Raw genomic sequence first — 19,742 nt, forward strand, 5'->3', positions numbered from 1 at the left:
TCCGCCGCCGCACCGCTCGCAGCGGCGGGTCCCGGCCGTCTCGTTCAGGCGGCCGCACTCCGGGCACACCCGGTCCAGGGCGCAGGGAGGTTCACCTCCCTCGTCCGACGGCTCCCTCGAAACCGGCATCGCCTCATCGGGCGTCTCCTGCGGGGCCTCAGCGCGCTGTGGGGACAACGGACCTCCTGGTGACTGGTGACGAGCGGTGGACAAGTGGGGGCGCGTGGTGGCGCGTGGTGATCGGCGCGCCACCGTGGCCGTATCGAGTCTCCTACCAGAAGCTGACGCCCGCATACCTCCGGAGTCTGGTGCGGGTCAGACCGCGGGGCGACGTACCGCCCCGCCCCCGCGTCTAGCGTCCTGTGTCATGACCGGAACCCGAACTGCCCTGCGTGGGCACGCCGTTGTCACCGTGCTCGCGCTGGCCCTGACCCTGCCCGCCGCGACTGCCGCGGTCGCCCACGCCACGCCCGCGTCGGCAGCCCCTCAAGCTGTGGACCGCCAAGGCGACAAGGCGACCGCACCCCTCCATCTCCCTCGCCCCACGGGCCCGTTCGCGGTGGGCCGCGACACCCTGCACCTCGTCGACACGAGCCGTCCCGACCCGTGGGTGCCCTCGGCGGGCGCGCGGGAGCTGATGACGTCCGTGTACTACCCCGCGCGACACGGCGGCGGGCGCCCCACCGCCTACACCTCCGAGGCGGAGGCCCGTCTGCTCCTTGAGGCCGGCGGTCTGGAGAAGCAGATCTCCGCCACCGCCTACAGCGCCACGCGCACCTTCGCCCGCGCCGGTGCGCGGCCCGCGTCGGGCCGGTTCCCGCTGGTCGTGCTCTCCCCCGGGTTCACCGCTCCCCGGGCCACGCTGACGCACCTCGCGGAGGACCTCGCGAGCCGCGGGTTCGTCGTCGCCACCGTCGACCACGCCTACGAGTCGGTCGGCACGGCGTTCCCCGGCGGCCGGATCCTCACCTGCGCCGCGTGCGGGCCCGCCGAGGAGCCGGGGATGGGCAAGGTCGTCACCGAGGGGCGGGCCGAGGACCTCTCGTACGTCATCGACCGGCTGACCGGACGCCAGGCGGCCTGGCGGCACTCCGGGATGATCGATACCGAGCGCATCGGGGCCGGTGGGCACTCCATCGGCGGGGCCGCGGCGCTCGCCGTCATGAGCACGGACCCCCGGGTGCGCGCGGGCATGAACATGGACGGTCATTTCCATACGGAACCGGTCGGTCTCGGAAAGCGCCCCTTCCTGATGCTGGGCTCCGAGCTCGACCACACCCCGGGGAAGGGAGACGGCGAGAACTGGGACAGCACGTGGAACGGCCTGAGCGGCTGGAAGCGCTGGCTCACGGTCAAGGGCTCCGGGCACTTCACCTTCACCGACGTGCCGGTCCTGACCGGCCAGGCCGGGGTGGTCGACCCCGAGGTGCCGCTCTCCGGTGAGCGCTCGGAGCAGATCACCCGCGCCTACGTCGGCGCCTTCTTCGAACAGGAGCTGAGGGACCGTCCTCAGCCGCTGCTCGACGGCCCCTCCCCGGCTCATCCGGAGGTCGGCTTCCCCAAGCGGTGATTACGCCGCGGACGCCTTGTCGGCGATGACCCGCTCCTCACCCGCGGGATGCGTCACCCGGTGCACGAGCGCCGCGATCACACCGCCCACCAGCGGGGCCACGAGGAACAGCCACAGCTGGGAGAGCGCCGCTCCCCCGGCGAACAGGGCGGGGCCGAGGCTCCGCGCCGGGTTGACCGAGGTGCCGGTCAGCGGGATGCCGACGAGGTGGATGACGGCCAGCGCGATGCCGATCGGCAGCCCGTCGAAGCCCGTGACCGCCACCCGGTGCGTCACGCCGAGGACGACGAAGACGAGCAGGAAGGTCAGGACGACCTCCGCCAGGAAGGCACCGCCCAGGTTGATGCCGACCGCGGACCGGTCGTCGTAGCCGTTGCTGCCGAAGGCTTCGCTCGTCTTCAGCCCCGGCACCTGCTTGGCCAGCAGGAAGAGCAGGGCCGCGCCGACGATGCCGCCGAGGAGCTGCGCGACCCAGTAGGTCACGGCGGTGCGGACGTCGATCCTGCGCGCGCAGAGCATGCCCAGGGTCACCGCCGGATTGACGTGACAGCCGGAGATCGGGCCGAGGGTGTACGCCAGGGCGAGCAGCGTGAAGCCGAAGGCCAGTGCGATGCCGAGGGTGCCGATGTACTCGGCGCCGAGCACCGCCGATCCCACGGCGAAGAAGACGAGGAGCAACGTCCCGATGAACTCGGATACCACCGCTCTGATCTGCACAGCAACCACCTCGCAGGCTCTGCCGGACTGTTCGGCCATCGTCTGCCGATCTGTGCGTCCTCGCCTGTTCTGCCGGTCCAGGACCCCGCGACGTACACCCATTCGAGTGACAGCGTCGGGTCGCCACCCCTTGCGGGCGCCGGATGGGCCGCACGGCATAGTGGACCGCCGCCGACGGAATCCGACGGGTTTCTGTTATCGGGGCGGGCGGGGGGGCGTCTCCCCTATGTCGGAGCAGACGGACCCCCCACAGAGGAAGTGGACACAGCGTGAGCAGCGAACGCCAAGCCGCGATGGTCAGGGCAGCGCAGGACGGGAACCAGCAGGCGCAGGACGCGCTCGTGGCGGAGTATCTTCCGCTGGTCTACAACATCGTCGGGCGGGCCCTGAACGGGCACGCCGACGTGGACGACGTGGTGCAGGAGACCATGCTCCGCGTGCTCGGCGGCCTGGACGGGCTGCGCAGTCCCGAGACGTTCCGCAGCTGGCTCGTCGCCATCACCATGAACCAGATACGCGGCCACTGGCGGGAGCGCGCCACGGGTGAGATACCCACCGGCGGCCAGCTCGGTGACGGGTACGACGTGGTGGATCCCGGCGCGGACTTCGTGGACCTGACCATCACGCGCCTCGGGCTCTCCGGTCAGCGCCGCGAGACCGCGGAGGCCACCCGGTGGCTGGACGAGGACGACCGGGCGCTGCTGTCCCTGTGGTGGCTGGAGTCGGCGGGCGAGCTGACGCGCGCCGAGGTCGCCACCGCGCTCGAACTCGCGCCGCAGCACGCGGCCGTGCGGGTCCAGCGGATGAAGGCACAGCTGGAGACGGCGCGCGTGGTGGTCCGCGCCCTGTCGGCCGTGCCTCGGTGCGCGGGCCTCCAGCAGGTGACGGACACCTGGGACGGCGCGCCGTCGGCGCTGTGGCGCAAGCGGATCGCGCGGCACGCGCGCGGCTGCCAGGTCTGTGAGAGCCACTGGTCGAACCTGGTCCCCGCCGAGGGACTCCTGGTGGCGCTGGGACTCGTACCGGTGGGGGCCGCGCTCACGAGCAGGCTGCTGCCGCCGGCCGACCTGGTCAGTGTCGGCGCCACCTCCTCCCTGCCCGGTCAGGCTCCGGTCTCCGCGCGGGCGCGGGCCCGTCAGGAGCGGGCCAGGCGACAGCGCCGTACGGCGGCGGTGGCGGCCGCGGTCGCCGCGCTCGTCGCCGGTGGCGCCGCGGTGCACCTGCTGACCGGGCCGGACGCGGACGAGAGCGCACCGTCGACCGCCGCCGCGCCCGCGTCCGGGACCGGTGAGCCCTCGGCGTCGAAGAGCCCCTCGCCCTCGCACTCCGCCTCGCGCTCCGCCTCACCGAGCCCCAGCAAGACGAAGGCGAAGCCGAAGAAGAAGCCGTCGCCCACCCCCACGCCCACGAAGACCACGTCCAAGCCCGCGCCGAAGCCGAAGCCCGACAAGCCCGATCCGGCGCCCCAGCAGCCCAGCGGCACCGCCGCGCAGGTCGTCGCCCTGGTCAACACCGAGCGGTCCAAGGCGGGTTGCGGCCCGGTCCGCTCCAACGACAAGCTCGCCACCGCCGCGTCGAAGCACTCCGCCGACATGGCGGCCCGCGACTACTTCGACCACACGAGCCCGGACGGCACCGACCCCGGCGACCGCATCACGGCGGCCGGGTACCGCTGGAGCACCTACGGCGAGAACATCGCGCGCGGCCAGCAGACCCCCGCCTCGGTGATGGACTCGTGGATGAACAGCCCCGGCCACCGCGCCAACATCCTCAACTGCGACTTCAAGGAGCTGGGCGTGGGCATCCACAACGGCTCCGGCGGCCCGTGGTGGACACAGGCGTTCGGCACGGCGCTCTGACCCGCGCGCGACGGGTCCGCTCAGCCGACCTGCTGCGTGTGGAACTGTTCCAGGCGCCGCTGGGCGAGCGACAGCGTGCCGCGCTGGCGTCCCGGCACCTGGCGGCGCAGGGCGACCAGGGCGGGGCCGAGCCCCCGGACGGTCTCGGGGTCGCGCACCCGGTCCCACAGGTGGTGGGCCCGGTCCGCCGCGGCCTCCACCTCTGCGGAGTCGGGCGCCTGGCCCGCGGAGAGCCGGGCCGCGGCGACCGCGAGCCAGGTCTCGCAGCTGCGCGCCGGTTCCCCGGCGAACCGCTGGAGGTCCGCACGGACCTCCATCCAGTGGATGACCTCGGCGGAGCCCGGGCCGTGCATGCGCAGCGCCGTCTGCTCCCAGGCGGCGGCCAGGGACGCGGCCTCGCCGTGCCGCCCCGCCTCGACGGCCGCGGTGATCGCCGCGTGCGGATCCATGTCCGACGGCGTCGGCGGCTGCCGGTAGGGGCTCTGCGCCACCGGGGCGGCGCCGGTCGACGCGATCAAAAGGTCCTGCGCGTCGTCGGCGAGGGACTGGGCGACGGCCTGCTCGTGGAGTTGGGGCAGCGGCGGGCGGTGCCCGCTGCGCAGGACGGTGGCGAGCGCCTTCATGTACGTCGGCGTCTCGATGCCGCGGCGCCGCACGGGCGGGGCGATCCGTCCGTACAGGGCGACGCCCGGTCCCGCGTCGAGCGGGTGCTGGGTGAGGGTCTCCCAGCTCTCCGGGTCGGTGTGCAGGTCGACGACGATCGTGGTGCTGCCCGCGGGGCGCAGCCTGAGCTCCTGGGTGATCCAGTGCCAGGGCAGCCCGGTGTAGCGCATGGTCGCGGGGGTGGACCTGGCGAGCGCGAGGTGCAACTGCCGCTGGCGCCGGTCGAGATGGACCTGGCCGACGAGGAAGATCGTCAAAGGCCCCGGCGCCATGGCGGCGGCCCGCAGCCGCGTCAGGACCGTCTGCGGGTCCAGCGGGTCGGCGAGTTCCACGACGCTCGCGGTCGGGGTTCCGGCGAGGGCCGCCGGTGACACCGCCGCGAGCACGGGAAGCACGGAAGCCGCGTCCACGATGCGGCCCTTGCTCACCGGAGCCGCCGCGACGAGCAGCGCAGTTCCTGACACCGGCCCCTCCCTCTCGATCACCACGGCAGCACCGTATCCGCTGTTTGCGCCGGGCACGACAACCGGACAGACGGTCCCTCCGCGCAACGGGCGCCCCTGCGCCGGGGACGATCACTTCGGCAGGAGCGTCCGGCGGGGCCCGCCCGCACATCGTACGGAGTGAACTGGCCTTGGGCGTCGATGAGTTGGCCGATGTTTCCGGCGTGTCGGGCTCGTCGGGCGGGGGCCGGGACGCCGGTCGGCTCCGGGCGGCTCGCGGCGCGGAAGATTTGCCGGAACTTCTCCCGGCGGGATCGCCGACGGCCCCTCAGCCGTCCCGGCCGGGTACACCGGATGGCTCAGTCGGCGTGCGTTCCGCCGCCCCGACCGGTCTGCTGACTGAAATGGGATACCACATAGACGTCCCGCCTCGCGCGGGCACCTCACGACGTGACGCGCTGGGCATGGCCGCGGCGCTCCTGGCAGGCGGCGCCCTCTCCTTCCGGGCGGCCGCACCGGCATCGGCCGAGGAGTCCGAGGACTCCTGCACGGCCCACTACGACGCCGAGTTCGAGTCGGCGCTGGCCGGCGCCGACGAGCTGATACCCGAGGAGGACGACCGCGGGATCGCGCGGCTCGGCCCTCCTGGCCGGTGCGCGCTGCCGCTGCGGAGGCACTACCGGATCACCGCCCGGTACGGCGTGCCCGGCGACTGGCTCGCAGGGCACCACACCGGCATCGACCTGGCGGTGCCGCGTGGCACTCCCGTCTACGCGGTGGGCGGCGGCGTCGTGGTCCTCGCCCGCTGGTCGGGGGCGTACGGCAACGCCGTCACCGTGCGGATGCCGGACGGCCACTACGCGGTGTACGCGCACCTCTCGCGCATCGGCGTACGCCAGGGCGCCCGCATCCGCACCGGCGCCAGACTCGGCAACAGCGGCGCCACCGGGCGCGCCACGGGCCCCCATCTCCATCTGGAGATACGGGCCCGGCGGCACTACGGCTCGGACGTGAGCCCGTCCGCGTACCTGGCGCGGCGCGGCGCACGGCTCTGGTGAGAACGCCTCAGGGCGTCAGGGACTTGAAAGCGCGGGTCTGCTCGACGACGGCGCGTTCCGTGGGGAGCCGTTCGATGGAGGAGGCGCCGAAGAAGCCGACGACTCCTTCGGTGTGTTCGAGGACGTAGCGAGCGTCATCGGGCTCGGCGATGGGACCGCCGTGGCACAGGACGAGCAGGTCCGGATTGACGCGCTTGGCGGCGTCGTGCATCTCCTGGACGGCGGCCGCCGCCTGGTCGAGCGTCAGGGCGGTGCCCGCGCCGATCGAGCCCTTCGTCGTGAGGCCGACGTGGGGCACCAGGACGTCGGCGCCCGCGCGCGCCATGTCCGCGGCCTGCTCGGGGTCGAAGACGTAGGGCGCGGTGAGCAGCTCGCGTTCGTGGGCGGTGCGGACCATGTCGACCTCGAGGCCGTACCCCATGCCGGTCTCTTCGAGGTTGACGCGGAAGGTGCCGTCGTACAGGCCGACCGTCGGGAAGTTCTGCACGCCGCTGAAGCCCATGGCCTTCAGCTGGTCGAGGAAGAGGTCCATGCGGCGGAACGGGTCCGTGCCGCAGACACCCGCGAGGACCGGGGTGTCCCTGACGACGGGCAGGACCTCGCGGGCCATGTCCGTGACGATCTCGTTGGCGTCGCCGTAGGGCAGGAGCCCTGCCAGCGAGCCGCGTCCCGCCATCCGGTAGCGGCCGGAGTTGTAGATGATCAGCAGGTCGACGCCGCCGGCCTCGGCGCACTTGGCCGAGAGCCCGGTGCCCGCGCCCGCCCCGATGACGGGCTTGCCCGCGGCGACCTGGGCGCGCAGCCTGGCGAGTGCTTCCTCGCGGTTCATGGTGTTCTCCTTCGGTTCCAGGCGGTTCAGCGGCGGACCGGGGCCGCGGAGCGCTCGGTGATCAGTTCGTGCAGGCGGTCGGCCATGGCGATGGCGAACGACGCGTCGTTGATGTGGGCGTCGATCTCCCGCAGCCGTACGCCGCTGCCGCGCACCGTGGCGCGCAGCGCCTCCAGGCCCGCCGTGTCGGCCACGCCGTCGTCGAAGGGGCCGCCCGTCACGTCCACGGCGGACAGGCCGCGCAGCGGCCAGAAGAGTTCGGCGGGGCCGCGGGCGGCGGCGAGCTTGTGGCCGAGGACCGTGCCGAGTTCGGTCATCTCGTCGGCGGTCGTCCGCATCAGCGTCACCGTCGAGTTGTGCACCAGGAGGCGCCGGTCGGCGAACCGCTCGGGCACGCTCGCCGCGGGGCCGAAGTTGACCATGTCGAGCGCGCCGGGCGCGACGACCTGGGGGACGGCGGCCGCGCCCGCGGCGGTGAGCCGGTCGGGGCCCGCGCTGAGCACTCCCCCGACCAGTTCGTCGGCGAGTTCGGTGGTGGTCAGGTCGAGCACGCCGTCCAGCATGCCGTCGGCGGCGAGCTTCTCCACGGCCCGGCCACCGGCGCCCGTGGCGTGGAAGACGAGGACCTCGTAGCCGAGTTCGGCGAGGCGGGCGCGGGCCGTGTCGACGGCGGGCGTGGTCACGCCGAACATGGTGGCGGCGACGACCTTGCGCCGCGGTCCCGCGAGCTGCTCGTGGTTGCGCTCCCTGCGGCGCGCCATCCCGGCCGCGGCCGCCGCCGCGTTGCCGAGCACCTGGCGCGAGACCGAGTTGATGCCGGAGATGTCGACGACGCTGTACATCATCGTGAGGTCGCTGCTGTCGACGTACGGCGCCACGTCCCCGCCCGCCATGGTGCTGACCAGGACCTTCGGTACGCCGATGGGCAGCGCCCGCATGGCCTGCGCGGCGATCGCCGAGCCGCCGCTGCCCGCCGCGGCGAGCACCGCGTGCAGCCGTCCCTCGCGGTGCAGGTCGAGGACGACGCGGGTGAGTCCCTCGGCCATGGCGGCGACCGCCGCGGCCCTGTCCCCCGCGGCACGGAGCTTGGTCAGGCTGTGCCCCGCGGCCCGCGCCACGACGTCGGCCGGTACGTCGGGGGTGGGGGCGTGGGCGGGCGGCGGCTGGATGCCGGTGTCGACGAGGAGGACATCGCTGCCGTACTCCCTGAGGCGTTCGCGCAGCCAGGCGTACTCCTCGCCCTTGGTGTCCAGGGTTCCGGCCAGCACGACGGTCGCCATGTCCTTCACACTCCTTCTTGTGCGCGGTGCTGCCGATCCTGCGTCCCGCCGGTGGCCCTGGCAACGACCAGTCGGGCCCGATTGGCCTGCGCGTCCTGCCTGGTCATGGGGCGTGCGGGGCGAACGGTGGTCCGTGTGGAGGAAGATGGGCGCATGGCGAAGATTCCGACGACCAGGCTGGCGCGACTGCTCACCGGCTGGGCCTCCGAGGGGTCGGGTCCGCTGCCCAGGCGGCTCGCGGACGCCCTGCGGGAGCTCGCCGAGCGCGCCGACGTGCCGGCGGGCTCGACGCTCCCCTCACAGCGTGAGCTGGCCCTCGTCCTCGGCGTCAGCCGCTCCACGGTGACCGCCGCGTACAGCCTCCTGGAGGAGTCGGGGTGGCTGGAGAGCCGACGCGGCAGCGGCTCGCGACTGCGCGGTTCGGGGTCCATCGACGAGGGTGCGGGCGAGGGCAGGCTCGCCAGTTTCGACGCCCGGACGGGCACCGTGGACCTGTCCAGCGGCGCCCTGGACGGGCTCGGCACGGTGGGCGACGTGGTGGGCGCGCTGACGGCGGACGACCTCGCGCCGCTGCTGCGCGCCGACGGCTATCTGCCGTACGGGCTTCCCGAGCTGCGCGAGGGCATCGCCGCGTACTACCGGGCTGCCGGGGTGCCGACCGGGCCCGAGCAGATCCTGGTCACCTCGGGCTCGCAGCAGGCGGTGTGGCTGGTGGCGCAGGCGCTGGTCGACCCGGGCGACACGGTGGTGGTCGAGAACCCCACCTACCGGGGCGCCCTGGAGGCGCTGCGCTCGCGCCGGGCGCGCCTCGTGCCGGTCGGCGGCGACCGGCCAGGGGCGGACCGGGACGGCGCCGATCCCGGGGCCCTGCGGCGGTTCGGCGCGGCGGTGCGGCCCCGGCTCGTCTACCTCCAGCCGACCGTGCACAACCCGACGGGCCGCGGCCTGGACGGGGCGGCGCAGCGGGCGTGGGCCTCGGCGCTGGCCGAGCGGGAGGTGTTCACGGTCGAGGACACCTCGTGCGCGGAGCTCGCCCTGGACGGCGACGGTCCTCCCGTGCCGCTCGCCGCCGGGCTCCCCGATGCCTCCACGATCGTCGTGGGGACGCTGTCGAAGCTGTTCTGGGGCGGGCTGCGGGTCGGCTGGGTGCGCTCATCGCCGCAGGTCGTGGCCCGGCTCGCGAAGATCAAGACGTCGGTGGACCTGTCCTGTCCCGTGGTGGAGCAGCTGGTGGCGGTGCGGCTGCTCGGCCGTCTGCCGCAGGCGCGCACGACGCGGCGCACGGTCCTGCGCGAGCAACGGGCGGGCGCGGAGAAGCTGTTGCGTTCCCGGGCTCCGCACTGGGAGTGGGACCGTCCCGCCGGGGGCGCCGCGCTGTGGGTGCGCGTGCCCGGCACGGACACGGAGGCGATGGCGCAGTGGGCGCGACGCCGGGGCGTGTCCGTGGTGCCGGGGTCCGCGTTCTCGGCGGTGGACGGCTTCAGGGACCGGCTGCGGCTGCCGTACGCGCACGGCGTGGACGCGCTGGAGCGTGCGCTGCCGACGCTCCTGGAGTCCGCGGAGCGCAGCCGGTCGGAGAAGTCGTCCGCCAAGGGGCAGGAGGGGGCTCAGCCCTCCGGGTAGAAGACGAACAAGGTGCAGCCGGTGGTGGTCTGCGGGATGTGCCAGGAGCCCGCGGGGGCGTGGATGAACGAGCCCGCCGGATAGTCGCGTTCGCCGTCGTTGAAGACTCCGGAGACCACGAAGACCTCTTCGGGGCCCGGTTCGTGCACGTCGATCCCCTCCCAGCAGGTGTGCGGATCCATTTCGAGCACCTGCGCGCTCGCGCCGTTCTCGCCGCGCCACAGCGGGCGCAGGCGGATGCCGGGGAAGAGTTCGCGGACGGGGGCGTCGTCCACGGCCGACCACACATAGCCGGTCATGGCGCTCCGGTCCTTCCGCTCTGCCCGCTCTGCTGTCCCGGCCGTCGGTTCTGTCGTCCCGGCCGTCTGTTCCGCTGTCCCGGCCGTCTGTTCTGTCGTCATGGCTCCAGCCTCTCGGGCCACGGGCGCCCCACCCAGTGTCCAGAAAGTCATGCCAAGGTATTTTCCTGCCATGCATCGTGTCGTCGCCCTGGTCCACGCGCCCCAGTCGACCTTCGAACTCGCCTGTGCGGCCGAGGTGTTCGGGACCGAGCGGCGCGGCCTCGCCACGCGCTACACGTTCGGCGTGTGCGCCGAGCGCCCCGGACCGGTGGCGACGCGCGCCGGGTACGACATGGTCGTGCGCGACGGCCTCGACGCCCTGGAGCGTGCGGACACCGTCGTCATCCCCGGCTGGCTGCCTCCGCAGGAGCCGCCGTCCGACGAGGTCACGGACGCGCTGCGCCGGGCCCACGGCCGGGGCGCGCGGGTGCTGAGCATCTGTTCCGGCGCGTTCGCCCTCGCGCACGCGGGGCTGCTCGACGGGCGGCGGGCCACCACGCACTGGGCGCTCGCGGAGGAACTGGCCGCGCGTTTCCCTGCCGTTCGGGTCGATCCCGACGTGCTGTACGTGGATCACGGGGACGTGGCGACCAGCGCGGGATCGGGCGCGGGCATCGACCTCTGCCTGCATCTGGTCCGCGCGGACCAGGGCGCCGGGTACGCCGCGCACGTCGCGCGGAACATGGTCATGCCGCCGCACCGCGAGGGCGGGCAGATGCAGTACGCGGCGCCCGCCCATCCCGTCCAGTTCGACGGCTCGCTCGCGCCGCTGCTCGCCTGGGCGGGCGAACGGCTCGCGGAGCCGATCGGCATCGAGGACCTGGCCGCGCGGGCGGGGGTCTCCGCGCGCACGCTGGCCAGGCGCTTCGCCGACCAGCTCGGCATCAGCCCCGGCCAGTGGCTGCTCGCCCAACGGATCGGCGCGGCAAGGGAGTTGCTGGAGTCCACGGACCTCCCCCTGGAGGCCGTGGCCCGGCGCTCGGGGCTCGCCTCCGCCACCAACCTGCGCCGACGCTTCCTGCGCGCCCTCGGCACGACACCGGGCGGCTACCGCAGGGCCTTCCGGGCGACACCGCGCTGAGCCGGCGCAGGCCACCGGGACCGCCGAGTCCCGGGCGCCAAAACCTTCAACTACCCTGAGTAATCACACACGTGAACCCTGATCATCCGCACTCGATCCTCATTGCTGCCCCCATACAAGGGTACGAATGGCCCTGAGCGGGCACGATGCAGGTAGGACTTCGGTGCCGCCCAGGACTCGATGGCGTCCGGCGCCGACCTATGAACGCCACGCCATCGCCATATTCGATTACTCTCTGTAAGGAGACAGGAAACTGCTGGACTGGGAATCGGGCACCGCCGACTTCACCTTCGGCCTGCATCACCACGTGGTGAACGGCACTGATGTCCTTGCGTTCCGGGGCGAACTGGATGCCTGGGCCGACCAGGAACTCGCTCCGCGTGTGACGGCACTCCTCGACCGCGCCGGCCACCAGGTCGTCGCGGACCTTCGGCAGGTGACCTTCCTGGACGCCGGCGGCCTGCGCCTCCTCGTGCGGATCAGGCGTCAAGTGGCCGACAACCAGGGCATGCTGTGGCTCGTGCCCGGCAGCCAGCGCAACTGGCGGGTCCTGCGCATCACCCGCCTCGACCAGGCTTTCGTGATCCCCTCCTGCGACCCGGTCGCGGGCGCGCGGCCATGGGCGAGAAGCGGATTCCACTGACCGCGGCGGGCATGAGCCACACCGGCCTGGGCACTAGGGAGCCATGCGACTTCCGGGTGCGACAGGAAGCGGGACCGTACAAGCGCGGCGGGTGGCCAAGGGCCGCACCGTCGCCGCTGTGGCGCGCGCCGGATTCATCGGCCGCGGCGTGCTCTACCTCTTGGTCGGCGCGCTGGCACTGCGGGTCGCCTTCGCCGACGGCGGCGGCGAGCAACAGGCGGACCGCGGAGGCGCGGTGGCGGAGCTCGCCGAGCGCCCCTTCGGCCACGTCCTGCTCTGGGTGCTCGGCGCGGCCCTCGCGGGCATGGCGCTGTGGCGCCTCTCCGAACTCTTCTTCGGCCAGGCGGGCCCCGACGGCGGTTCGGCGCGCAAGCGCGCCCTGTCCGGCGGGCGCGCCGTCTTCTACGGCTTCGTCTCCTACTCCGTCCTGGCCTACGCGGCGGGCGACAAGGGCAGCGGCAGCGGGTCGAGCGACAAGCAGACCCAGGACGTCACCGCCAAGGCGCTCGACTGGCCCGGCGGGCAGTGGATCGTGGCCGTCGCGGGCGCGGCGGTGCTCGGCGCGGGTCTGTGGATCGCCGGACGCGCCCTGCTGCGCAAGTTCCGCGACCGGCTGCGCCTCGGCGAGATGTCGGGCCGCGTGCGCCGCGCCAGCGACGTCCTCGGCGTGACCGGCGGCACGGCGCGCGGCGCGCTCTTCGCCACCGCGGGCGGCTTCGCCGTCGCCGCGGCGCTGCGGCACGAGCCCGGCAAGGCCAAGGGCATGGACGACACGCTGCGGTCCTTCACCGACACGGCCGCAGGGCCCTGGCTGCTCGCGCTGATCGCCGTCGGCCTCGCCGCGTTCGGCCTCTTCTCGTGGGTCAACGCGCGCTGGCGCAGGATCTGACGCGGCTACGGCGCACCGCGCGGGCCGACCGCGCCCGACCGGCGGCCGCTCCCCTGCCCGGGGAACGGCCGCCCGTCGCACGGCTCCGGCTCAGACGACCGCGCCCGTACCGCGCTCCTTGTTCCTGCGCGCCTCCAACGGGCTGTACCCGTCCGGCACGTCGCGCTTGCGGCCGGGCCGCGCGGGCGGCGGCGCCGGATTGCGGTGTTCCAGGGCGACCGCGAGGGGCACCGCGGTGAAGACCGTCGACGCCACGCCGACCAGGACACCGGCGATCAGCGCCAGCGAGAAGTCGGCCAGCGAGTCGCCGCCGAGCACGGCGAGCGCGGCGAGGATGAACAGCGCGCCCATGCCCGTGTTCACGGTGCGCGGCAGGGTCTGCACGACGGCCCGGTTGGCCGTGGTCTCCAGGTCGCGGCGCGGGTCGCGGCGGCGCCCTTCGCGTACCCGGTCGAAGACGACGACCGTGTCGTTGACCGAGTAGCCGATCACGGTGAGCACCGCGGCGAGGAAGACGCTGTCGATCGGCTTGCCGAGCCAGGCGAACAGGCCGACGACGAGGAGCACGTCGTGGACCATCGCCGTCACCGCGGCGGCCGCGAGCGTCCAGCGGAACCGTACGCTCAGATAGATCAGCTGGGCGGCGACCGCGATCCCGAGCGCGATGAGGGCCTTCTGCCGCAGTTCGCTGCCGAGGCTCGGCCCGATCAGTTCGTCGCGCTCGACGGTGACGGTGCCGCCCGGCTTCTCCAGGGCTTCCTTGACGCGCTGCTGCTCTTCGTTGGTGAGCTTCTCCGTGCGTACGGTGATGTCGCCGTCGCCCGATTCCTGCACCACCGCGCGGGGGAAGCCCGCGTCGGACACGGCGCCACGTGCGGTGTCCGCGTCGACGGGCTTGCTGGTGCTGTACTCCACGAGACGGCCGCCGGTGAACTCGACGCCGAAGTCCAGGCCGCGCAGCACGATCCCGGAGACCGCCACGACGACGAGGAGCGCGCTCGCGCCGAGCCACCGCCTGCGGTGGCGCAGCAGGTTCGGGTCACGGCGGGAGAGCCAGCCGCGGACGCGACCCGTGGTGGTGATGCCGGTGAGTCCCGGCCGTTTGCGCACGAAGCGCCGTGCGGCGGCGAAGTCGGCGAAAACACGGGTGATGACGAGCGCGGTGACCATCGAGGCGAGGACGCCGATGGACAGGGTCACGCCGAAGCCCTTGACCGGTCCCGTGGCGAAGAAGAACAGCAGACCGGCGGCGAGCAGCGTCGTCACGTTCGAGTCGATGACCGCGCTCCACGCCTTGGCGAAGCCGGTGCGCACGGGCTTGGCAAGGTCCGTGGAGCGGGCGCCGAGATACTCCTCCCTGGCCCGTTCGAAGACGAGGACGTTCGCGTCGACGGCCATGCCGATGGCCAGGACGAACCCGGCGAGTCCGGGCAGGGTCAGGGTGGCGCCGAGTGCCACCAGGGCTGCGTACGAGATGAGGCCGTACAGCGCCAGGGCGAGCGAGGCGAGCACGCCCATGAGGCGGTAGACGACGGTGATGAACAGCGCGGTCAGCGCGATGCCGATGATCGCGGCCTGGGTGCTCGCGTCGATGGCGTCGGCGCCGAGCGTCGGGCCGACCGTGCGCTGCTCGACGACGTCGACGGGCACCGGCAGGGCGCCGCCCTTGACGAGGGCGGCGAGGTCGCGGGCCTCGTCCTGGTCGAAGCCGCCGGTGATCTGGGTGGAGCCGCCGGTGATGCCGGTGCCGCAGACCACGCCCTCGTTGACGCCGGGCGCCGAGATGACCTTGCCGTCGAGGACGATGGCGACGCGGCGTTCGGGCGCGCCCTGCGGTGCGCAGGCCGCCTCGCCGGTGACGCGGGCCCAGCTCTCGCCCGCCGCCTTGCGGAAGTCGAGCGAGACGAGCCAGCCCGCCATGGCCTGCTGGTCGAGGACCGCCTCCGCGTCCTTGACGCCCTCGCCGGTCAGCACGGTGGGGCCGAGGACGAGGTGACTGCCCGGCCGGTCGGGGTCGGGCAGGGTGCGGGACCCGTCGGCTGCGGCCTTCGCCGTGCCCTTGTCGGCCGACTCGCCCGTCACGGGGTGGACCGTCAGCTGGGCGGTGCGGCCGATGACCTCGGCGGCCTCGCGCGGGTCCTGCACTCCCGGCAGTTCGACGATGATCCGCTTCTCGCCGGAGCGGGCGATGCTCGGCTCGGCGACGCCGAGCGCGTCGACGCGCTGCCGCAGCACCTCCAGGGCACGGTCGGTGGAGGCCGCGTCGGCCTTGACGGTGGGTGAGTTCTTGGTCTCCAGGACGATCTGGGTGCCGCCGCGCAGATCGAGGCCGAGGCGGGCGGTCTGGGTGAGGGCGACGTACAGGGACAGGGCGACGACGGCGAGCGCGACGATCGCCCGCCACAAGGGCGCGCGTTTCATGGGGTCTCCACGATGAGGGCAGGACGGAAGGACACCCGGCCGGGCGCGGTGCGCTCCTGGTCAGGCGTCGGGGACGGTCTGCGGTGTGCTCATCGGTGGGGCGGGCCGCGCGGCGCGGCGGCCGCGACGGCGTGACACGGCGGCGGCAGGACGCCCGTGGTGCGGGCGTCGGGGCCTCCGCAGGCGCGGTGCGGCGCCGCGTCGAAGGCCCTGCGCGCGGGGCCCGCGGGCCCCGGTCCCGGGATGTGGGCGTCGACGCGGTGTGCGGGAGCGACGCGGAGTGCCGGGACGTCGTCGGGAGAGACCGAGCCCTGCTCGTGCACGACGGTCAGGTGGTGGGCGCCCGGCGCGTCGCCCGGTGCTCCGTACGCGGTGGTGGCCGCGGGGACGAAGAAGGCGAGGACGGTGACGACGAGGGCCAGCGCGGACGCGGCCAGGCGCGCGGAACGGGTCTGCTGCGCCACGCGTGCCCCCGTCCCCTTCATCCGCTGCATCCGCTGCATCCGCCGGGCCCTGCGGACCCCGCTTTATTCGCCCCGCTCAACGTACGGGCACCCCGGTCCGTTCCTCGATCTCACCCCCCGTACTCCACCAGGCTCGTCGGCACCACGATCTGCCGGGGAGGGCGGGGCTCGGCCCTCTCGTCGGCCGCGCCGCTCCCGTGGTCGCGCAGGCGGTCGAGCAGGAGGCGGCCGGCCGCGCGGCCGAGCTCGTCGCTGTCGTACGCGACGAGGGTGAGCGCGAGGCCGAGCGCGTCGGCGAGTTCGAAGTCGTCGAAGCCCGCGAGGGAGACATCGGCGTCGGCGGCGCGGATGGCGCGGAACGCCCCGATGGTGTTGCGGTTGTTGGAGCAGAACAGCGCGGTGGGCGGCTCGGCCAGCGCGAGCAGTTCGGCGGCGGCGCGGGTGGCCTGGTCCGGTTCGGTCTGGCCCTGGCGTATGTGACGCGCGTCGGCGGCGAGACCCGCCGCGGCGAGGGCCGCGTGGAAGCCGCGCAGGCGTTCGGTGCCGGTGTGCACGGCGGGCGGCGAGCCGAGGAAGCCGATGCGGCGGTGGCCCCGCTCCAGGAGGCGGGCGGTCGCGTCACGGGCGCCGCCGAAGTCGTCGACGAGGACGCAGTCCGCCGCGAAGCCCTCGGGGGGCCTGCTGGCGAGGACCACCGGCACCCCGTCGGTCACGGCCGATGCCAGGTGGCGCTGGTCGGCGCCCGCGGGCACCGCGATGATCCCGTCGACGCGGCGGGCCACCAGGTCGGCCACCAACTCCCGCTCGGCCTCCTGGTCCTGTCCGGTGTTGCCGATGACGGTCTTGAGGCCGTCGCCCGCCACGACGGAGTCCACGCCGAGGGCGAGGCGCGAGTAGAAGGGGTTGGCCAGGTTCGTGACGACGAGCCCGACGAGCCCCGTGCCACGGCCCAGGCGCAGGCTGCGGGCGACCTCGTTGGGCCGGTAGCCGAGCGCGTCGGCCGCGGCGCGCACCCGCTCGCGCGTGGCGGGGAGCACCTGCGGGTCGTCGCGCAGGGCACGTGACACGGTCATCGCGCTGACCCCGGCCCGCTCCGCGACGTCGCGGAGGGTGGGCTGCCCGCCCTTGGGGTGCGGTCCGGGCATGGTGATGGTGTCCCTTCCGTTCCGTCCAGTGCTTCTTCCGGTGATCGCTCCGGTGCTCTCTCCGGCGCTGGTTGCGGTGCTGGTTCCGGTGCTCGGGCTCGCGTCCGCTGTCGCCGGTCAGTTCTCCTCGGCGGCGTACGCCGCCGCACCGACGAGTGCCGCGTGCTCGCCGAGCCCCGCGGCGCGCAGCGTGACGGGAGTATCCCCCAGTCCTGCGCGCAGCGCGGGCCGCACCAGGTCCCAGGACGCGGCCATGGCGCCGCCCACGACGAGCACGGTGGCGGCGAAGTCGCGCGCGTACGGGGCGAGGACCGCGCCGAGCGTGGTGAACGCCCCGTCCAGGACGTCGCGCGCGTGCCGCTCCCCCGCCCGTGCGCGCTCCGCCACATCGCTGACGTCCACGGCACCGTCGCCGTAGCGCGCGAGGACGGCCCGGCGCGACACCGAGTCCTCCAGGGGCCGCCCGCCCACCCGGACCAGATCGATGCGGCCCTCGGGCGGGATCCCGGGCCCCTGCCTGCGGATGTCCCCGTCGACGAGGAAGGCCGAGCCCACCCCGGTGCCCAGGGTGATGCCCGCGCAGCGTTCGTGTCCGCGCGCGGCGCCCGCGTGCCACTCGCCGAGCAGGAAGGCGTGCGCGTCGTTGAGGAACACGGCATGGGCGGGGCGCGGCCACACGCCGTCGAGCAACACCGCGCGCACGTCGATGCCGTACAGGTCGTCGAACTTGCCGACCCCCTCGAAACGGGCGATGCCCTTGTCGTGGTCGAAGGGTCCCGGTACGGCGACGCCCCACACCAGGCCCTCGGGCGCGGCCAGGTCGGTGGCACAGCGGACCACCGCGCCCAGGACGTGTTCGGCGCGGCCCTTGGCGTCCAGCGGGCGCCGGACGGCGCGGGCCACGGTCGCCGTCCCGGGGTCGACGAGGGCCGCGGTGACATGGGTGCCACCGAGCTCGATGACCGCCCGCAGACGGCCCGGGGCCGCGCTCCTCATGCGCCTGTGTGGGGGCGCGGTGTGCCCGTCTGGGGCCTGACCAGCGCCTTGACGACCGTGACCGGGGCGTCGCCGATCGCCGTGAGCCGGTAGGGGCCGACCGCCGCGGGCACCGTCATCGTCTCCGCGTACGCGAGGGTGAGCCGCTCCCCCGCCGCCGTGTGCAGCAGCACGCCCTCGCCCTCGACGACGTTCAGGACGTGGAAGCGGCCCGCCGTGTCGTCGGGGAGTTCGGCGTCCACGTCCAGGACGTTCCTGCGCACCTCGTAGAACATCTCGTCCAGGGCGCCGATGAGCTCCTCGCGCCAGCCCGTGCCGTGCCGCAGGGTGCGCGGTTCCTGGACGAGGTCGCGGGCCACGGCGTCGCCGCGCCTGCGGGTCTCCAGGTTCGCCAGGCCGTGCTCGTAGGGGAGTTGGCGGGGCTTGCCGTCGGCGTCGGGGCGCAGCCAGTCGTAGAGGCGCAGGCTGTAGAGGTAGGGGGTGGCGCTGATCTCCAGGACGAGGTTGCCCGCACCGCTGGCGTGCGGGGTGCCCGCCGGGATCATGAAGAGCCTGCCCTGTTCGGCGGGGAAGGTCAGGACGTGGTCGGCGGGGTCCATCGGCACGCCGTCGTGCGCGGCCTCCTCGATCTCCTTGCGGAAGAGGTCGATGTCGGCGTCCTCGCGCAGACCGAGGAAGACACGGGTGTCCGGGGAACCGAGGGTCATGTAGTACGTCTCGTGCTGGGCATAGGGCCAGCCGAACCGCTCCCGCATGTACGGCTCCTTGGGGTGGCAGTGCACCGAGAGGTCGCCGCCGCCCACCGTGTCCAGGTAGTCGAAGCGGATCGGGAAGGAGGTGCCGAAGCGGGCGCGCACCTGGGGGCCGAGCAGGGCGTCGGGATGCAGGACGCACAGCAACTGGAAAGGGATCTCGGCCTGTTGGCCCACGTGCGGGCCGATGAGGACGCCCGCCTCGGGGGCGATGAGTTCGTAGCCGAGGGCGGTGTTGCGCGCGCCGGGGGCGAAGCCGAGTTCCCGCTGGGCCCAATGGCCGCCCCAGGGCGTGGAGTTGAAGTAGGGCCTGGTGCGCACCGGTCGGCGGGCGAGGGCGGCGAGGGTGGCGCGCAGCCCGTCCCCGTCGATCCAGGTGGGCCGGTGGGGGTCCTGCACGTCGAGCCAGCCGTCGACGCCGGGGGCGAGGGTGTCGCGGTGCCGGTCGAGGACGGGCCAGTCGATGTAGAAGAGCCGCCTCAGGTCACCGACGGCGTGCGGCAGTCCGAGGTTGTGTCCGGCACCCGCGGCGACGGCCGCCTCCGCGTACCGCTTGGGCAGGTCGGCGTACCAGAGCACGTCGTGCGGCAGCAGCGCGGCACCGGGCCCATATACGAGGACCAGTTCGCGGTCCCGGGGGTCCGGTGGCAGCGGCAGGTCGTCGAAGAGTTCGCGCAGGGTGTTCTCGGCGAGTCGGCAGAAGTAGGGGTCGTCGGTGTCGTCGGTGCGGCGGCGCACCTCGGCGGGCGGGGCGTGGTGGGCGCGCAGGTCGAGCGGGACCACCGCGATGCCGTACGCGTCCAACTCCGCGGCGAGCCGGGCGGCGAGGCCGTCCCAGTCCGCCGTCGGCGGGCCGTCCACGGCGACGGTCGCGGACCCTCGGGGCAGTCGGGCGGCCACGGCGGGCCAGCCCGTGGCAAGGACGGTCCCCGGTGCCGGGGCGTGGCGCGGGTCGAGCCGGTACACAC

Annotated in this window: 17 protein-coding genes; 7 read left to right on the top strand and 10 right to left on the bottom strand. The window is 73.8% G+C overall.

The window, feature by feature from the left end; translation table 11 throughout:
• The first annotated feature begins 367 nt into the window (after positions 1-367).
• Positions 368-1,570: an alpha/beta hydrolase family protein gene (locus KY5_RS01190; RefSeq protein WP_098240390.1), complete on the top strand. Its 1,203-nt coding sequence runs from the start codon at positions 368-370 to the stop codon at positions 1,568-1,570.
• On the opposite strand, the gene KY5_RS01195 is transcribed toward KY5_RS01190, so the two are convergent.
• On the bottom strand, positions 1,571-2,287 hold the full coding sequence (locus KY5_RS01195) for an MIP family channel protein (RefSeq protein ID WP_098240391.1): 717 nt from the start codon (positions 2,285-2,287) through the stop codon (positions 1,571-1,573).
• Positions 2,288-2,556: 269 nt separating this feature from the next.
• Between KY5_RS01195 and KY5_RS01200 the strand changes: the two genes are divergently transcribed.
• Positions 2,557-4,146, top strand: coding sequence for a sigma-70 family RNA polymerase sigma factor (locus tag KY5_RS01200; protein WP_098240392.1), 1,590 nt, complete (start codon positions 2,557-2,559; stop codon positions 4,144-4,146).
• Between the two features lie 20 nt (positions 4,147-4,166).
• On the opposite strand, the gene KY5_RS01205 is transcribed toward KY5_RS01200, so the two are convergent.
• Positions 4,167-5,273 (bottom strand): hypothetical protein, encoded by a 1,107-nt coding sequence (locus tag KY5_RS01205; RefSeq protein ID WP_098246998.1) that lies wholly within the window; start codon positions 5,271-5,273, stop codon positions 4,167-4,169.
• Positions 5,274-5,656: 383 nt separating this feature from the next.
• On the opposite strand from KY5_RS01205, the gene KY5_RS01210 reads away from it, so the two are divergent.
• Positions 5,657-6,310 carry a M23 family metallopeptidase gene (locus KY5_RS01210; RefSeq protein WP_098240393.1) on the top strand — a complete coding sequence of 218 codons (654 nt, stop codon included), beginning with the start codon at positions 5,657-5,659 and terminating at the stop codon, positions 6,308-6,310.
• Positions 6,311-6,317: 7 nt separating this feature from the next.
• Here the strand turns inward: KY5_RS01210 and KY5_RS01215 are convergent, their stop codons facing one another.
• Together KY5_RS01215 and KY5_RS01220 are read right to left on the bottom strand one after the other, a co-directional pair.
• Positions 6,318-7,139 carry a phosphoenolpyruvate hydrolase family protein gene (locus tag KY5_RS01215; protein ID WP_098240394.1) on the bottom strand — a complete coding sequence of 274 codons (822 nt, stop codon included), beginning with the start codon at positions 7,137-7,139 and terminating at the stop codon, positions 6,318-6,320.
• A gap of 26 nt (positions 7,140-7,165) precedes the next feature.
• On the bottom strand, positions 7,166-8,419 hold the full coding sequence (locus tag KY5_RS01220) for a Tm-1-like ATP-binding domain-containing protein (protein ID WP_098240395.1): 1,254 nt from the start codon (positions 8,417-8,419) through the stop codon (positions 7,166-7,168).
• A 153-nt stretch (positions 8,420-8,572) separates the two neighbouring features.
• On the opposite strand from KY5_RS01220, the gene KY5_RS01225 reads away from it, so the two are divergent.
• Entirely contained in the window at positions 8,573-10,042 is a 1,470-nt protein-coding gene (locus tag KY5_RS01225) for a PLP-dependent aminotransferase family protein (RefSeq protein WP_159072451.1), read from the top strand.
• On the opposite strand, the gene KY5_RS01230 is transcribed toward KY5_RS01225, so the two are convergent.
• On the bottom strand, positions 10,027-10,341 hold the full coding sequence (locus KY5_RS01230) for a cupin domain-containing protein (RefSeq protein ID WP_098240397.1): 315 nt from the start codon (positions 10,339-10,341) through the stop codon (positions 10,027-10,029). The genes KY5_RS01225 and KY5_RS01230 overlap by 16 nt on opposite strands.
• A gap of 172 nt (positions 10,342-10,513) precedes the next feature.
• Between KY5_RS01230 and KY5_RS01235 the strand changes: the two genes are divergently transcribed.
• The 3 genes from KY5_RS01235 to KY5_RS01245 all read left to right on the top strand — a co-directional run bounded on the left by KY5_RS01235 (position 10,514) and on the right by KY5_RS01245 (position 12,996).
• Positions 10,514-11,464, top strand: a complete 951-nt coding sequence (locus tag KY5_RS01235) for a helix-turn-helix domain-containing protein (RefSeq protein WP_098240398.1) — start codon at positions 10,514-10,516, stop codon at positions 11,462-11,464.
• A 310-nt stretch (positions 11,465-11,774) separates the two neighbouring features.
• Positions 11,775-12,107 (top strand): STAS domain-containing protein, encoded by a 333-nt coding sequence (locus KY5_RS01240; RefSeq protein WP_159072452.1) that lies wholly within the window; start codon positions 11,775-11,777, stop codon positions 12,105-12,107.
• Between the two features lie 43 nt (positions 12,108-12,150).
• Positions 12,151-12,996: a DUF1206 domain-containing protein gene (locus tag KY5_RS01245; protein ID WP_098240400.1), complete on the top strand. Its 846-nt coding sequence runs from the start codon at positions 12,151-12,153 to the stop codon at positions 12,994-12,996.
• 90 nt (positions 12,997-13,086) lie between these two features.
• Here the strand turns inward: KY5_RS01245 and secD are convergent, their stop codons facing one another.
• The 5 genes from secD to KY5_RS01270 form a co-directional block, all read right to left on the bottom strand.
• Positions 13,087-15,417, bottom strand: a complete 2,331-nt coding sequence (gene secD, locus KY5_RS01250) for a protein translocase subunit SecD (RefSeq protein ID WP_098240401.1) — start codon at positions 15,415-15,417, stop codon at positions 13,087-13,089.
• Positions 15,418-15,506: 89 nt separating this feature from the next.
• Positions 15,507-15,881 (bottom strand): hypothetical protein, encoded by a 375-nt coding sequence (locus KY5_RS01255; protein ID WP_159072453.1) that lies wholly within the window; start codon positions 15,879-15,881, stop codon positions 15,507-15,509.
• Positions 15,882-15,991: 110 nt separating this feature from the next.
• Positions 15,992-17,026, bottom strand: coding sequence for a LacI family DNA-binding transcriptional regulator (locus KY5_RS01260; protein WP_098240403.1), 1,035 nt, complete (start codon positions 17,024-17,026; stop codon positions 15,992-15,994).
• Between the two features lie 117 nt (positions 17,027-17,143).
• Positions 17,144-18,022 (bottom strand): ROK family protein, encoded by an 879-nt coding sequence (locus tag KY5_RS01265; RefSeq protein WP_418952730.1) that lies wholly within the window; start codon positions 18,020-18,022, stop codon positions 17,144-17,146.
• Entirely contained in the window at positions 18,019-19,740 is a 1,722-nt protein-coding gene (locus KY5_RS01270) for a class I mannose-6-phosphate isomerase (protein ID WP_098240404.1), read from the bottom strand. The genes KY5_RS01265 and KY5_RS01270 overlap by 4 nt, the downstream gene beginning before the upstream one ends.
• Positions 19,741-19,742 lie beyond the last annotated feature (2 nt).

Origin of the sequence: Streptomyces formicae, from assembly GCF_002556545.1 — a bacterium.
Lineage (GTDB): Bacteria > Actinomycetota > Actinomycetes > Streptomycetales > Streptomycetaceae > Streptomyces > Streptomyces formicae_A.